Here is a 13941-nt window from a genome sequence, read left to right as displayed (position 1 = left end):
AGGCAGACGCGCCTGCCGAAACCAATGTAAAGGCGAACCACCAAGGGAGAACCACTATGACCAGCATCAGTTTAAGCAGTGTGAGCAGTCAAATCACCAACAACATCTTTAGCAAACTAGATACCTCTAACCAGGGCACGATTGATGCCACCTCTTTAAGCAAAGCACTGAGCGAATCGGCTGATGACCAAGCCAGCGATGAGGTCAGCGATCTCGTCAGCAGCATAGATACGGACGGCGACAGTAAAATCAGCAAAAGCGAGCTGACAAAAGGAATCGAAAACCTGTTCAGCCAGTTGCAGAGCGCCAGCAACCAGGCTGGCGGCGCCCCAGGCGGGCCACCCCCACCGGGCGGCGCAGGTGGCCCACCGCCGCATCGCGGCGGAGACGAGGAAGATAGCGGCCTCACACAGGACCAGATGCAGGAAATGGCTTCCTCTACTGACGACAGCAAACTGTCAGAGTTGCTGAACAATGTCGCCAGTAATTTTGAGGCCGCTGATACGAATGGTGATGGCAAGGTAACCCAGCAAGAAGCCATGGAGTATCAACAAAGCCAGAACAGCGATAGCAGCAATCCATCCAGCACCAGCACACAACAAAGCAATGCCCTGGAGCAAGTGGCCAAGTTGATTAAAACCTACGGACTGGATCAGGACACATCCAGCAGCTACTTGACCACCTCCGCTTAAGTCCACACCAGCCTAACAGATGAGAAAAACAAAAAGCCACCAGAGATTCTGGTGGCTTTTTTAAATTTTTCCATGTTTTATTTGGTAGTCGCGAATGGACTCGAACCATCGACCCCCACCATGTCAAGGTGGTGCTCTAACCAGCTGAGCTACGCGACTATTGTATTGCGCAGCAGTTGCTGCGAATCAATAAGGTTGCGCATTCTATCCGAAAGCCATCGGTTAGGCAATGGTATCGCGCTTATAATATGCGCATGACAAGCACTGCAGCCCTACCGCCTTTACTCTCAGATCGCATAGTAGACCTTATCATCGACACACTGTCCGAACAGCAATATTGCGTGATTGATCAGTTTCTACCTATCAATCTGGTTGAAGCACTGCGTACCATCGCACTTGATCAACAACAGCAAGGACTAATGCACCAGGCCGGCACCAGCCAGTCAGCGGTTAGCAACCCCAAGTTGCGCGGCGACCAGATTGCCTGGCTGGAGCCCGGTGATCCGCATCCAGCGATCCAGAACTATCTGGCATTTCTGGCTGAAGTGCAACAAGCCGTCAACCGGCAATTGATGATGGGGCTGGACAGTTTTGAAACGCACTTTGCCATTTACCCGGCAGGCTCCTCCGGTTATGCCACTCATATAGACCAGTTTCACCAACACCGTGAGCAGGCAAGGCCTGGCGCAAGAACGCTGACCTCGATTATTTATTTAAATGATGACTGGCCAGAACAAGCTGGCGGCGCGTTGCGATTGTATTTGGACGAGCACGCACAAACACCCGCACAAGATGCAAGACACATTGATATAGTGCCAACAGCGGGCAGGCTGGTGTTGTTTCTATCCGCCAGGTTCTGGCATGAAGTGTTACCCGCCACCTTGCCACGCGTCAGCGTCACCGGCTGGTTTAAAACACGCTAGTTTTTACGTCGCTACTGTGCCGACTGCACTTGCGCCGTCAATCGGCTAAACATATCTGCCCCGGCATAACCATCTTGTGGCAACCCTTTACTGGCCTGGTAACGCCGGATAGCCGCTTGCGTTTTCGCCCCCGGGAAGCCATCCGGCGACCCGCAATCAAAGCCTCTGGCATTTAGCGCCTCCTGCAAAGACCACATCTGCTGATAACTGAGTGCAGGCGGCTCTGGCGGCATCATCAGCGTGTACGTGTCCTGGCGCAGTTGCTGACTCAGTAAACTGACACTGAGCGCATAATTAATAGAACGGTTCCACTGCATGATCACATCAAAATTCGGGAACACCATATACGCCGGGCCCTCATAGCCTTGCGGCAACAAAATAGCGGCCTGCGGCAAGCCCAGCGCGCTGTCAGGCACACCAGCAACCCCCGCTTTTATCCAATCACTGACTGGCTTGTTCAACTGCCATTGCGCCTGGCTGTAGTCAAATCCGGCAGGCAAGGCCACCTGAATGCTAATCGGCTTGCCTGGCTGCCAACCTGCTTGTGACAGATAGTTGGCCGCCGAACTGAACACGTCAGGATAAGAATTCCAGATATCTATTTTGCCGTCAGCATCGGCATCCACACCATACTTGAGCAAGGTAGATGGCATAAACTGCATATGCCCGGTTGCGCCTGCCCAGGAGCCCACCACCGGGCTGTCATAGCGCTGCTCGCGCTCGACCACGCGCATCAGGTTCAATAATTCCCGTTTAAAAAACTCGGCCCGGCGCCCTTCATAAGAAAGTGTGGCCAAGGCAGAAGCCAATGGGATATCGCCCATAAAACCACCAAAATTGGTTTCCAGCCCCCAAAAAGCCACCAGCACCTCGCGCGGCACTTGATACAACTCTTCGACCACATAAAGCACGCCCTGGTAGTCCTGCGCCATCTGCTTGCCTTTGGCCACCACCCGTGGGTTAATGCGGCGGTTTACATAGGCTGAAAAACTGGTGACAAACTCTGGCTGCTTGCGGTCCAGCTCAATCAAACGTGGCAAGAAAGTCACCTGGTTGAGTGTCGCATCCACCGCGGCTGGTGCCACATGTAATGCCAGCGCCTCCTGGCGCATGGCTGTCACCCACAACTTAAAGCCATCGTCATCCTCAGCACTGCTCAAATCGCTGGTGATAGCGAGCCCCGCCACCAATAACCCGCTCCATACAGCTTGCCACTTCCCGGTTCTTTTTACGTTCTTCATAGACACTAATTCAGGCTGGATAAAATGGATGCATAGCCTGCCTGATAATCGGCAAATTGCGGCTTGAATCCTGTGTGTTGTAAGAAGCGGTTACGGATACGTTTACCAGACTGCGGCTGCAATGGCGGCGTTGACGGTGCAGGCACTTGCTGCTGCGCGGCCAGCCACTGCAACACCTCATGCTGCATGGCGGGGACACCGTCAGTCAAAATACAATGTTCTGGTAATACCACACCATCCATGACTTGCTGATACAAATGCACCACCGCCGCGGCCACATCCAGCTCATGCATACGATTGGTCCAATGCACCTGCGTGGGCCAGCTTGCGCTGTTTTGCAGCAACCGTAACAAATAAAGCCGTTGTGGGCCATAAATCCCCGACACCCGCAGCGCCGTATGGCCACAAGGCAACTGTGCCAGTAGCTGCTCGGCTTCCAGCATGACGCGCCCACCTTCATCCGCGGGCAAGGCTGGCGTCTCGTCATCAATCCACCCTCCCTGATCCTCGCCATAAATGCCGGTGCTGGAAATAAAAAAGACGTGTTTTAATGCAGTCACTGCCACGCTTGCCAGCACCTGACGCAGACCTTGCACATAGGTTTGCTGATAACTTTGCCCTTCTACGGGCGCCAGACAATACAGCAGGATTTCCGGCTGCAAAGTAGAAAGTACTGACAGATATTCTTCGGCAATCACATCCAGGTATATCGCCTGCGCCCCGGCAGGGACCGGCAGCTGGGAGCGCCTGACGATGGTCAGTGCATGCCCCTGGGCCAGGCTTGCCTCTGCTATCAAGGTTCCCAAACCACCACAACCAATTTGCAATATGCGCATACTTTACTAACCCTTGATCTCTGGAAGCGGGTGTTTACGCAAATAGCGCTCAGCCAGCAACATGGCAGACAAGGTCTTGCTATCCGTGATGTCGCCCGCCTCAATGGCCTGCATCACCTGCTCAAATGGCCAGGTAAATACATCCATGGCTTCGTCGATATCGCGCGCATGCTCACCAAGTGACAAACCCGTTGCCAAGTAGATATGAATGACTTCGTTGGAATAACCGATACAAGGATGTTGCACGCCCAATTTAACCCAGCTTTGCGCCGTGTAACCGGTTTCTTCCAGCAACTCACGCTGGCCGGTAGTTAGCACGGGCTCGCCGGAGTCGATTTTGCCTGCTGGCAATTCAATAAACACCTGCTTGAGCGGATAGCGGAACTGGCGTTCCAGCACCACGTCACCTGAGGGCGTCAGCGCAACCACCACCACAGCGCCGGGGTGTATCACATACTCACGGCCACTAACCACACCATTCGGCAAACGCGCCTCGTCATAACGTACTGTCAGCATTTTGCCCTGCGCCATGATCTCGCTGGACACCGTGGTTTCAATCAAATGGGTGTCAATTAACTGTTGATCCTGCTTGAATCCTGTTTCTTCTGCCATCACTCACTTCTACCGCTTAAACTGCATCTTTAAATGTATTGCAATCGTTCACCTGGCCAGACTGCAAGCCTTGCTTAAACCAATGCACACGCTGCTCCGAACTACCATGGGTAAAGCTGTCCGGTACCACATAGCCTTGCGCCTGTTTTTGCAGGGCATCATCACCAATCGCGGTGGCGGCACGCAAGGCCTCTTCAATATCACCGGTTTCCAGAATACGGAACTGCTGGTCAGCATGATGCGCCCAGACGCCTGCGTAACAGTCCGCCTGCAATTCCAGCCGCACTGAATAGGCATTGGAGGCAGCTTCAGAACGTGCCTGTTGCCTGGCTTGCTGTACCTTTTCCGAAGTGCCCAGCAAGTTTTGCACATGATGCCCAACCTCATGCGCAATCACATAGGCCTGGGCAAAATCCCCTGGCGCCTTAAAGCGTTCCTGCAGTTCCTGGTAAAAACTTAAATCGATATACACCTTCTGGTCTGCCGGGCAATAAAACGGCCCCATCGCTGCCTGCCCTTGTCCGCAAGCCGTTTGTGTCGCACCACTGAAGATTTCCAGATTGGGTGCAGTGTATTGCTGGCCGACCGCTGAAAACGTGCTTTGCCACACTTGCTCGGTACTCCAAAGCACGCGGGAGACAAACTTGACCTTGGGGTCATTGCTATCCGCAGGCACCGTTTGCGACTCGGCCGCAGGTTGCGCTTGCTGCGCGATATTCAACACCAGGCTGGGGTCCACGCCAAAATACATGGCCACCAGCGCAATCGCAATGGTACCGATGCCGATACTGCGGCCACCGACCATTCCACGGCCACGACTGTCTTCGACATGCTGGCTTTCTTCTAAATCATCCAGGCGCACAAGAATCCCCCGACCATTACTATTGAAAAATGTTGATGGAATGTGATTACTTTAGCATGCAGCACTGATAAAATCACACCATGTTTACTGGGATTATTCAAACCGTCGGCCGGATTGCCGAAGTGGTTCCGCATGGTGAAGATTGCGCATTACGCATTGAAGCCGCGGAACTGGGAATGCAAGATGTGCAACTGGGAGATAGCATCGCCGTTAATGGCGTATGTCTCACCGTGACTGAATTCGATATGCACGCTTTTCAGGTCATGGTGTCAAAAGTCACGCTGGACGTGACCACGGGGCTGGGTCAACCAGGCCCGGTCAACCTGGAAAAAGCCTTGCGCCTGGCGGACCGCCTGGGCGGCCACCTGGTCACCGGCCATGTCGATGGCATAGGCACCATTACCGCCTTGCAAGAGGTTGGTGAATGCTGGCTGCTGAAGATACGCGCCCCGCATGCCATCAGCAAATACGTCGCGAAGAAAGGCTCTTTGTGTGTAAACGGCATCAGCCTGACCGTGAACGAAATCAGCCAGGACGAGGTCAGTATTAACCTGATCCCGCACACCATGCAACACACCATCATGCAATACGCCAAGGCCGGAGACCCGGTCAACCTCGAAATCGATTTAATTGCACGCTATGTTGAGCGTATGCAAGCCTGGGAGCAAGAATAATGTCGGCGCAGATTAGCCCTATTGAAGCCATCATTGCCGATATCCGTGCCGGAAAAATGGTCATCCTGGTCGATGACGAACACCGTGAAAATGAAGGTGATTTTGTCATTGCCGCTGAGTTTGTCACCGCAGAGCATATCAATTTCATGGCCAAATTTGGCCGCGGCCTGATTTGCCTGACCCTGACCGAGCAACGCTGCCGTCAGCTGGATTTACCGCCCATGGTGCAAAAAAATGGCACCCGCCTCGGCACCAATTTCACGGTATCCATTGAAGCAGCCGAAGGCGTGACTACCGGCATTTCTGCGGCTGATCGCGCCACAACGATACGCGCAGCGATTGCCAAACAAGCCAACGCCAGCAGCCTGGTTAGCCCTGGCCATATTTTCCCGCTCTCAGCGATGAATGGCGGCGTGCTGGTCCGTGCCGGACACACGGAAGCAGGCTGCGATCTGGCACAACTGGCCGGCTGCGAACCTGCCAGCGTCATTTGCGAAATATTGAAAGATGACGGCGAAATGGCACGCTTGCCAGACTTGATGCAGGTCGCAGCTGAGCATGATATTAAAATTGGCACCATTGCCGACCTGATCCATTACCGCGCCTCACACGAGACCCTGATTGAGCGTAGCGCCGAGCGCAATATCGAGACCGTGTTTGGCCCGATGCGCCTGATCGCCTACCGCGACAATATCGCACAGGAAACACATCTGGCGCTGGTCAAAGGCGATCCGCAAACCAGCGAAGAAGCGCTGGTAAGGGTGCACGAACCCTTGTCCATGATAGACCTGCTGGATAGCAGCCACCAGGCGCATAGCTGGAACCTGTTACACGCCATGCGTATTATCAGCACCGCGCCTTGCGGCGTGATTGTGCTGATCAACCGCGATGAAGACGGGCTGGGACTGACCGACCGCATTTTGCGCGCGGACCAAAAGCTGGTGGTGAACCAGGAATTACGCAATTACGGCACCGGCTCACAAATCCTGCTCGACCTTGGGGTGAAGAAAATGCGCCTGATGGCCGCCCCGCGCAAAATGCCAAGCATGGATGGCTTTGGCCTGGAGATTACCGGCTATTTGAGCGCGGAAGAAGCTAGCCCTGTATGAGTGAACAGTTATCGTTAGACAGCAATGACATGCGCCTGAACCTCACCGGCCAGATTTTGATTGCCATGCCGGCCATGGAAGACCCCTACTTCAGCAAAAGCGTGATTCTGGTGTGTAACCACGACCAGGATGGCGCCATGGGCATGATACTCAACCACCCTTTGCAGCTAAATGTAGGCGACCTGTTTGAGCAACTGGATATGGAATGCCATGCCAACTACCAGCAGGAACGGCAAGTGCATTTTGGCGGCCCGGTGCAAGTAGAACGCGGCTTTGTGCTGCATACGCCAGCCACTGAATTCAACACCACCATGGAGTTGTCAGAAGGCCTGGCCATGACCTCCTCCAAAGATATCCTGGAAGCGGCGGCGCGTGATGAAGCACCGCCAGACATGTTTATCGCCCTCGGTTATACCGGCTGGTCCGCAGGTCAGCTGGAGGAAGAAATTCAGGCCAATGCCTGGCTGACGTTGCCGCTCGAGGACAACCAGCAGCTCCATAAGCTGATTTTCAAACTGCCCAATGATGACAAGCTCTCCTGGGCCATGCAGCAATTAGGCGTAGACTTTGCCACCCTGTCCGAGGTCGCTGGCCATGCCTGATGCGGTCAAGCACGGCAAACAGCCTCTCAATCAAAGCCATTTACCGATTACCCAACGCCGTTACCCGGATGTCAGTGGCACGGTGCTTGCCTTTGATTTTGGTGAAAAACGCATAGGCGTGGCCGTTGGCGACACCCTGCTCAAGCTGGCACACGCACTGCTCACCATAGAAGCAGAAGAAAATGCCGCCAAATTTGCGCACATTGATGCGCTGCTGCAAGAATGGCGTCCTGTCTTGCTGGTCGTTGGTTTGCCGATGTCTATGGATGGCGAAGCCCATGCCATGACTGCGCTGGCGCAAAAATTTGCCCAGCGCCTCGAAGGCCGCTTCAACCTGCCGGTCGTGATGGTGGACGAGCGCCTGTCTTCTGCTGAAGCAGCACAGTCGCTGTATGAAGCGGGTGTGAGAGGCCGTGCACAAAAGCCGCTGCTGGACCAGGTTGCCGCACAAACTATATTACAATCCTATTTTGATGCTTATCATGGACGTGCATAGCACAATCCCCTCATGACATTACCTGATCCCGAACAACTACTAGAGCATTTATACCAGCAACTCAAGCCACGCATACAGGAAAATACTGCTCTGGTCGGTATTTACACCGGCGGCGTCTGGCTCATGGAGAGGCTGCTCAAGCGCCTGCAAACTGAGCTAGGGCATGACATCCTGTTTGGCAAGCTGGATGCAGCCATGTACAGGGACGATTATGCACAACGCGGTTTGAAAACATCCGCGCACCCGGCTTATATCCCGTTCGATATCAATGGCAAGCATATCATCCTGATCGACGATATTTTTTATACCGGTCGTACCACGCGTGCGGTCATGAATGAACTGTTTGACTATGGCCGTCCGGCCTCGGTACAACTGGCTGCCCTGATCAACCGTGGTGGCGCACAGTTACCAATCCGGCCAGACATGGTCGGTGCCGACCTGCCGTTACAGGCGCATCAATCGTTTGACCTGGCCATGAACACGCTGGGGCGCTTAAGCCTCAGCATTTCTGAATCGGCCTCGCCTGCCAAGAGTGGAGCTGACGACCATGCATAACCCGCAACTCAACGCGCAAGGACAACTACAGCATCTGCTGAGTATCGAAGGATTACCCAAACGCATTTTGACCGACATTCTGGATACGGCCGAAAACTTTGTCGGCGTGGCCGAGCGTGAAGTCAAAAAAGTGCCGCTGCTGCGTGGCAAAACCGTTTGCAATATTTTCTTTGAGAACAGTACGCGCACGCGCACCACGTTTGAAATTGCCGCCAAGCGCCTATCGGCCGATGTGCTTAACCTCAACGTCAGCACCTCGTCGCAATCCAAAGGCGAGACGATTTTAGACACGGTAAACAACCTGATTGCCATGCACGCCGATATGTTTGTTGTGCGTCACCAGCAAAGCGGCGCCGCGCACTTTATTGCGCAGCACGTGCCACCGCATATCAGCGTCATTAATGCGGGCGATGGCCGTCATGCGCACCCGACACAAGGCTTGCTGGATGTATTTACCATCCGCAAATACAAACCTGAAATGCACAACCTGCGCGTGGCGATTGTCGGCGATGTACTGCACTCCCGCGTCGCCCGCAGCGAAATTCATGCCTTGACGACACTGGGCGTACCCGAAATACGTGTCATCGCACCACGCACCTTGCTGCCAACAGACGTGGAAAAACTCGGCGTGCAGGTATTCCACAATATGGAACAAGGCCTGAAAGACGTTGATGTGGTCATGATGCTACGCCTGCAAAACGAGCGTATGTCTGGCGCCTTGCTACCCAGTTCGCAAGAGTTTTTCCAGACCTTTGGCCTGACGCCAGAGCGGCTGGCGCTGGCCAGGCCGGATGCCATTGTGATGCACCCTGGCCCGATGAACCGTGGCGTAGAAATTGATTCGGCAGTTGCAGATGGCAAACAATCAGTGATTCTGCCGCAAGTGACTTATGGTATCGCAGTCCGCATGGCGGTGATGGCAATTCTGGGAGGGGGCAACGCCGCATGAACATCGTAATTAAACAAGGCCGCCTGATGGATGCCAGCCAGCAACTAGACCAGGTCAAAGACCTGTATATCAGTGCTGGCAAAATTGTCGCCATCGGTGAGGCACCGGCAAACTTCAAGGCAGACCAAACGCTGGATGCCAGCGGCAAATGGGTGTTACCTGGCCTGGTCGATTTGTGCGCCCGCCTGCGCGAGCCCGGCAGTGAATATAAAGCCACGCTACTGAGCGAATTACGCGCGGCCATGGCTGGCGGCGTCACCAGCCTGGCTTGCCCACCAGACACTGACCCGGTGCTTGATGAGCCAGGCCTGGTCGAAATGCTCAAACACAGGGCCAAATCACAGGCACTAGCGCATGTCTATCCGCTAGGCGCAGTCACGCGCCAGTTGCAAGGCCAGTTGCTCACAGAAATGTACGCCTTGACTGCCGCCGGTTGCGTAGGCTTTTCGCAGGCAGATACCACCATTGTCGATACGCAAGTACTGTGGCGCGCCTTTGAATATGCGGCTTCTTTTGGCTACACCCTGTTTATGCGTGCCGAAGACCCTTACCTGGCCAAAAATGGTGTCGCGCATGATGGCGAGGTCGCTTCGAGATTAGGCCTGAAAGGCATTCCTTCTGCGGCAGAAAGCATCGCTTTGCAAACCATGCTGCGCATTGCGCAAGCCACCGGCGTCAGGCTGCATATCGCCCGCGTCTCTACCGCAGAGTCCGTGGAACTGATTCGCCAGGCCAAACAATCCGGCATGCAGGTGACGGCAGATGTGAGTATTCAGCATCTGCACCTGACAGATATGGATATCGGCTTTTTTGACAGCATGGTGCATTTAAAACCACCCGTGCGTACCCAGCGCGACCGCGACGCGCTGCGTGCAGGCTTGCTGGATGGCACGCTGGATGCCATTTGTTCCGACCACACGCCGGTGGACGATGACGCCAAGGCGCTACCGTTTGCCGAATCACATCCGGGCGCCTCTGCGCTCGAACTGTTACTACCACTGACCTTAAAATGGGCGGCACAAGCCAAGCTATCTCCCACACAAGCGCTGGCCAAAATCACGCAAGCACCAGCTAATATCCTTGGCGTTAATGCAGGTGATTTGCAGGTAGGGGCAACGGCAGATGTCGTGATTTATGACCCGGAAATGGAGTGGCGTGTTGACGGCCGTGCCCTGCTGAGCCAAGGCAAGAATACGCCGTTTGTGCATCATGCAGTCACCGGCAAAGTGACCACCACCTTCACGCAGGGCAACCTGGTGTTCCAGCAAGAAACCTTGCAAACTACTGTGTAAACCAGCGTGTAAGCCTCAACAAAAACGCCTGCGATGTATGACCACATCGCAGGCGTTTTTATGTACAGCGTTTTGAAACCGGGCGTGGGCTGACTACAAGATATCCAGGTCAGAAATCTTGCCGCGCTCCTGATTCTCAGGGTTCGCCATCTTGCTGTTAAGCTTAAACTTGAGGCGTAAATCATTGACCGAATCGGCATTGCGCAAGGCATCGTCATAACTGATCTGGCCCGACTCAAATAAATCAAACAAGGCCTGGTCAAAGGTTTGCATGCCCAGTTCGCGTGATTTGGCCATGATCTCTTTAATCGCGTGCACATCACCTTTGTAGATCAAGTCAGAAATCAACGGTGAATGTAACAACACTTCCACCGCAGCCACGCGCCCACTGCCATCAATTTTTGGAATCAATCGCTGCGAAGCGACACAGCGCAGGTTAAGCGACAAGTCCATCAATAACTGTTGCCGGCGCTCTTCAGGGAAAAAGTTAATAATCCGGTCCAGCGCCTGGTTGGTACTGTTGGCGTGCAAAGTGGCCAGGCACAAATGGCCAGTCTCAGAGAAGGCAATCGCGTAATCCATGGTTTCACGGTCACGGATCTCGCCGATCATAATCACATCCGGCGCCTGGCGTAGCGTGTTCTTAAGCGCCGCATGCCAGCTTTCAGTATCCACACCAACTTCACGCTGAGTCACAATACAATTGCGGTGGCCGTGAATAAACTCAACCGGGTCTTCAATGGTAATAATATGGCCGTAGCTACTTTCGTTTCTATGCCCCAGCATGGCTGCCATTGAGGTTGACTTACCAGAGCCGGTGCCGCCGACAAAAATGATCAGGCCACGCTTGGCCATCACCACGTCTTTAAGAATCGGCGGTAACTTTAATTCATCAAATTTGGGGATGTTGGTATTGATCACCCGGAACACCAGGCCGACCGCACTGCGCTGAATAAAGGCATTGACGCGGAAACGGCCGACGGACGGCATACTGATGGCAAAGTTACATTCCAGCGTCTGCTGAAACTCCAGCGCCTGCTTATCGTTCATCACCGCCCGACCGATCTCGGCGGTTTGCTGGGTATTCAGGGTTTGTGAGGACACCGGCGTCAGCTTGCCGTCTATCTTCATCGCTGGTGGAAAGCCCGCCGTGATAAACAAGTCTGAAGCCTTGCGCGTGACCATCAGTTTCAGCAGGTCAGTGACGAACTTCTCCGTCTGGGCGTGATCGCCCGTCGTTTGCGTGCTGTCCATATTGTTAGCCGATGATAGCGTCACGGTTCGCCGCCTTGGTGCGCGCTTCAGCAGCACTGATGACATTGCGTTTTACCAGGTCTTGCAGGTTCTGGTCCAGGGTTTGCATGCCCAGGCTCTGGCCGGTCTGGATCGCAGAATACATTTGGGCAATCTTGTTTTCACGAATCAGGTTACGAATGGCCGGGGTGCCCATCATGATTTCATGCGCGGCGACGCGGCCTTGCTCATCCTTGGTTTTACACAGGGTTTGTGAAATCACGGCACGCAACGATTCAGACAACATGGAACGCACCATTTCCTTCTCCGCCGCCGGGAACACATCGACCACCCGGTCTATGGTTTTTGCCGCAGAACTGGTGTGCAAGGTACCAAATACCAGGTGACCGGTTTCGGCCGCAGTCAACGCCAGGCGGATGGTTTCCAGGTCGCGCATCTCACCCACCAGGATCACATCCGGGTCTTCACGCAACGCAGAGCGCAGCGCATTCTCAAACGATTGCGTATGCGGGCCGACTTCACGCTGGTTGATCAACGACTTTTTCGAGGTGTGCACAAATTCAATCGGGTCTTCCACCGTCAGCACATGCGACATCTGTGATTCGTTGATGTAATCAATCATCGCAGCCAGTGTGGTGGACTTACCGGAACCGGTTGGCCCGGTCACCAGCACAATGCCACGTGGTGTATCGGCAATGTCCTTGAATACTTTGGGGGCATTCAGTTCATCCAGCGTCAGCACCTTGCTCGGAATGGTACGGAACACCGCGCCGGCACCACGTTGCTGGTTAAAGGCGTTAACCCGGAAACGCGCCAGATCAGGAATCTCAAACGAGAAATCACATTCCAGGGTTTCCTCATAAATCTTGCGCTGGCTGTCGTTCATGATGTCATACAGCATGCGGTGTACTTCGGCATGATCCATGGCTGGCAAATTGATCTTGCGCACATCGCCATGCACACGAATCATCGGTGGCAGGCCGGAGGACAAATGTAAGTCCGACGCTTTATTTTTAACTGAAAATGCCAATAAATCTGAAATATCCACAATCGACTCCAGTGATTATTTATATAATGTTGCTTTAGTTTTGTATTCTTAGTTCTTCAACACTTGTTTAGCTGCCATGACTGCCCTCTCTGACAATCTTGCCTGTATCCGCCAACAGATCGCAGACGCACAGACACGTTTTCAGGCTACGCAACCTGTCACGCTATGCGCGGTGAGCAAAGCGCAACCGGCAGCGGCGATTCGCGCCGCCTATGACGCTGGTCAAACCGTGTTTGGCGAAAACTACCTGCAAGAAGCCCTGCAAAAGCAGGCTGAGCTTGAAGACTGTGCTATAGCATGGCACTTTATCGGGCCAATTCAAAGCAATAAAACACAGCCAATTGCCCGTCATTTCGACTGGGTACACTCGGTAGATCGCCTTAAAATTGCACAACGCCTGTCTGATGCACGCCCGTCAACGCTGGCGCCACTCAATATTTGCCTGCAAGTGAACATTAGCGAAGAGGCAAGCAAAAGTGGTGCCAGTGGCCAGGAGTTATTGGAACTCGCCTTAAATATCAAACAGTTGCCACGCTTGCAGCTACGCGGTTTGATGGCAATTCCGGCACCTTGCAGTGACATTGAGCAACAGCGTGACCAATTTCGGCAGGTGCGCGCCTTGTTTGAACACCTGAACAGCCATGGCCTGCAACTGGACACATTATCCATCGGCATGAGTGGCGACTTTGCGGCGGCCATTGCCGAAGGCGCCACATTGGTACGCATAGGCACCGCCATTTTTGGCGCACGCATCCCCTCTTTACCCACAGATTCAGTGATAAAAGGAACCTGATCA

Annotated in this window: 16 protein-coding genes and 1 tRNA gene; 10 read left to right on the top strand and 7 right to left on the bottom strand. The window is 53.9% G+C overall.

Annotated features, from left to right (window positions below):
- Positions 1–56: 56 nt before the first annotated feature.
- Positions 57–692 (top strand): EF-hand domain-containing protein, encoded by a 636-nt coding sequence (locus MET42_RS0105170; RefSeq protein WP_019881747.1) that lies wholly within the window; start codon positions 57–59, stop codon positions 690–692.
- 82 nt (positions 693–774) lie between these two features.
- On the opposite strand, the gene MET42_RS0105165 is transcribed toward MET42_RS0105170, so the two are convergent.
- Positions 775–851: transfer RNA gene (locus MET42_RS0105165), tRNA-Val, on the bottom strand.
- A gap of 95 nt (positions 852–946) precedes the next feature.
- On the opposite strand from MET42_RS0105165, the gene MET42_RS0105160 reads away from it, so the two are divergent.
- Positions 947–1615 (top strand): 2OG-Fe(II) oxygenase, encoded by a 669-nt coding sequence (locus tag MET42_RS0105160; protein ID WP_232411332.1) that lies wholly within the window; start codon positions 947–949, stop codon positions 1613–1615.
- An 11-nt stretch (positions 1616–1626) separates the two neighbouring features.
- Here MET42_RS0105160 and MET42_RS0105155 read toward each other — a convergent pair whose 3' ends face one another.
- The 4 genes from MET42_RS0105155 to MET42_RS0105140 are packed head-to-tail and all read right to left on the bottom strand — an operon-like array spanning position 1627 to position 5166.
- Positions 1627–2856 carry a lytic murein transglycosylase gene (locus MET42_RS0105155; protein WP_232411331.1) on the bottom strand — a complete coding sequence of 410 codons (1230 nt, stop codon included), beginning with the start codon at positions 2854–2856 and terminating at the stop codon, positions 1627–1629.
- Between the two features lie 5 nt (positions 2857–2861).
- On the bottom strand, positions 2862–3692 hold the full coding sequence (locus MET42_RS0105150; RefSeq protein ID WP_019881744.1) for a hypothetical protein: 831 nt from the start codon (positions 3690–3692) through the stop codon (positions 2862–2864).
- A gap of 6 nt (positions 3693–3698) precedes the next feature.
- Positions 3699–4304 (bottom strand): NUDIX domain-containing protein, encoded by a 606-nt coding sequence (locus tag MET42_RS0105145; protein ID WP_019881742.1) that lies wholly within the window; start codon positions 4302–4304, stop codon positions 3699–3701.
- A 16-nt stretch (positions 4305–4320) separates the two neighbouring features.
- Entirely contained in the window at positions 4321–5166 is an 846-nt protein-coding gene (locus MET42_RS0105140; protein WP_019881741.1) for a neutral zinc metallopeptidase, read from the bottom strand.
- Between the two features lie 80 nt (positions 5167–5246).
- On the opposite strand from MET42_RS0105140, the gene MET42_RS0105135 reads away from it, so the two are divergent.
- From MET42_RS0105135 to MET42_RS0105105, 7 genes are read left to right on the top strand one after another with little or no spacing between them, the layout of a single operon-like run.
- Entirely contained in the window at positions 5247–5840 is a 594-nt protein-coding gene (locus MET42_RS0105135) for a riboflavin synthase (RefSeq protein ID WP_019881740.1), read from the top strand.
- Positions 5840–6949, top strand: coding sequence for a bifunctional 3,4-dihydroxy-2-butanone-4-phosphate synthase/GTP cyclohydrolase II (ribBA, locus tag MET42_RS0105130; protein WP_019881739.1), 1110 nt, complete (start codon positions 5840–5842; stop codon positions 6947–6949). The genes MET42_RS0105135 and ribBA overlap by 1 nt, the downstream gene beginning before the upstream one ends.
- Positions 6946–7551 (top strand): YqgE/AlgH family protein, encoded by a 606-nt coding sequence (locus MET42_RS0105125; RefSeq protein ID WP_019881738.1) that lies wholly within the window; start codon positions 6946–6948, stop codon positions 7549–7551. The genes ribBA and MET42_RS0105125 overlap by 4 nt, the downstream gene beginning before the upstream one ends.
- Positions 7544–8047, top strand: coding sequence for a Holliday junction resolvase RuvX (gene ruvX / locus MET42_RS0105120; protein WP_019881737.1), 504 nt, complete (start codon positions 7544–7546; stop codon positions 8045–8047). The genes MET42_RS0105125 and ruvX overlap by 8 nt, the downstream gene beginning before the upstream one ends.
- Before the next feature lie 12 nt (positions 8048–8059).
- On the top strand, positions 8060–8602 hold the full coding sequence (gene pyrR, locus MET42_RS0105115) for a bifunctional pyr operon transcriptional regulator/uracil phosphoribosyltransferase PyrR (protein WP_019881736.1): 543 nt from the start codon (positions 8060–8062) through the stop codon (positions 8600–8602).
- The gene (locus MET42_RS0105110) at positions 8595–9551 is read left to right on the top strand and encodes an aspartate carbamoyltransferase catalytic subunit (RefSeq protein ID WP_019881735.1); all 957 of its coding nucleotides are present in this window, start codon (positions 8595–8597) and stop codon (positions 9549–9551) included. The genes pyrR and MET42_RS0105110 overlap by 8 nt, the downstream gene beginning before the upstream one ends.
- Positions 9548–10843: a dihydroorotase gene (locus MET42_RS0105105; RefSeq protein WP_019881734.1), complete on the top strand. Its 1296-nt coding sequence runs from the start codon at positions 9548–9550 to the stop codon at positions 10841–10843. Before MET42_RS0105110 ends, MET42_RS0105105 begins: the two co-directional genes overlap by 4 nt.
- A gap of 93 nt (positions 10844–10936) precedes the next feature.
- Here MET42_RS0105105 and MET42_RS0105100 read toward each other — a convergent pair whose 3' ends face one another.
- Positions 10937–12097: a PilT/PilU family type 4a pilus ATPase gene (locus MET42_RS0105100; protein WP_019881733.1), complete on the bottom strand. Its 1161-nt coding sequence runs from the start codon at positions 12095–12097 to the stop codon at positions 10937–10939.
- Positions 12098–12101: 4 nt separating this feature from the next.
- Entirely contained in the window at positions 12102–13145 is a 1044-nt protein-coding gene (locus MET42_RS0105095) for a type IV pilus twitching motility protein PilT (RefSeq protein WP_019881732.1), read from the bottom strand.
- 76 nt (positions 13146–13221) lie between these two features.
- Between MET42_RS0105095 and MET42_RS0105090 the strand changes: the two genes are divergently transcribed.
- Positions 13222–13938 (top strand): YggS family pyridoxal phosphate-dependent enzyme, encoded by a 717-nt coding sequence (locus tag MET42_RS0105090; RefSeq protein WP_019881731.1) that lies wholly within the window; start codon positions 13222–13224, stop codon positions 13936–13938.
- The last annotated feature ends 3 nt before the right edge of the window (positions 13939–13941 follow it).

The organism is Methylophilus sp. 42, from assembly GCF_000384155.1.
Lineage (GTDB): Bacteria > Pseudomonadota > Gammaproteobacteria > Burkholderiales > Methylophilaceae > Methylophilus.
Note: the sequence above shows the minus strand (reverse complement) of the source record. Positions and strands in the feature narration are given on the sequence as shown.

Bases quoted from the DNA above. Each gene is read 5' to 3' on its own strand.
- MET42_RS0105170 (WP_019881747.1), top strand. From the start codon at position 57: ATGACCAGCATCAGTTTAAGCAGTGTGAGCAGTCAAATCACCAACAAC.
- MET42_RS0105160 (WP_232411332.1), top strand. From the start codon at position 947: ATGACAAGCACTGCAGCCCTACCGCCTTTACTCTCAGATCGCATAGTA.
- MET42_RS0105155 (WP_232411331.1), bottom strand. From the start codon at position 2,856: ATGAAGAACGTAAAAAGAACCGGGAAGTGGCAAGCTGTATGGAGCGGG.
- MET42_RS0105150 (WP_019881744.1), bottom strand. From the start codon at position 3,692: ATGCGCATATTGCAAATTGGTTGTGGTGGTTTGGGAACCTTGATAGCA.
- MET42_RS0105145 (WP_019881742.1), bottom strand. From the start codon at position 4,304: ATGGCAGAAGAAACAGGATTCAAGCAGGATCAACAGTTAATTGACACC.
- MET42_RS0105135 (WP_019881740.1), top strand. From the start codon at position 5,247: ATGTTTACTGGGATTATTCAAACCGTCGGCCGGATTGCCGAAGTGGTT.
- ribBA (WP_019881739.1), top strand. From the start codon at position 5,840: ATGTCGGCGCAGATTAGCCCTATTGAAGCCATCATTGCCGATATCCGT.
- MET42_RS0105125 (WP_019881738.1), top strand. From the start codon at position 6,946: ATGAGTGAACAGTTATCGTTAGACAGCAATGACATGCGCCTGAACCTC.
- ruvX (WP_019881737.1), top strand. From the start codon at position 7,544: ATGCCTGATGCGGTCAAGCACGGCAAACAGCCTCTCAATCAAAGCCAT.
- pyrR (WP_019881736.1), top strand. From the start codon at position 8,060: ATGACATTACCTGATCCCGAACAACTACTAGAGCATTTATACCAGCAA.
- MET42_RS0105110 (WP_019881735.1), top strand. From the start codon at position 8,595: ATGCATAACCCGCAACTCAACGCGCAAGGACAACTACAGCATCTGCTG.
- MET42_RS0105105 (WP_019881734.1), top strand. From the start codon at position 9,548: ATGAACATCGTAATTAAACAAGGCCGCCTGATGGATGCCAGCCAGCAA.
- MET42_RS0105100 (WP_019881733.1), bottom strand. From the start codon at position 12,097: ATGGACAGCACGCAAACGACGGGCGATCACGCCCAGACGGAGAAGTTC.
- MET42_RS0105090 (WP_019881731.1), top strand. From the start codon at position 13,222: ATGACTGCCCTCTCTGACAATCTTGCCTGTATCCGCCAACAGATCGCA.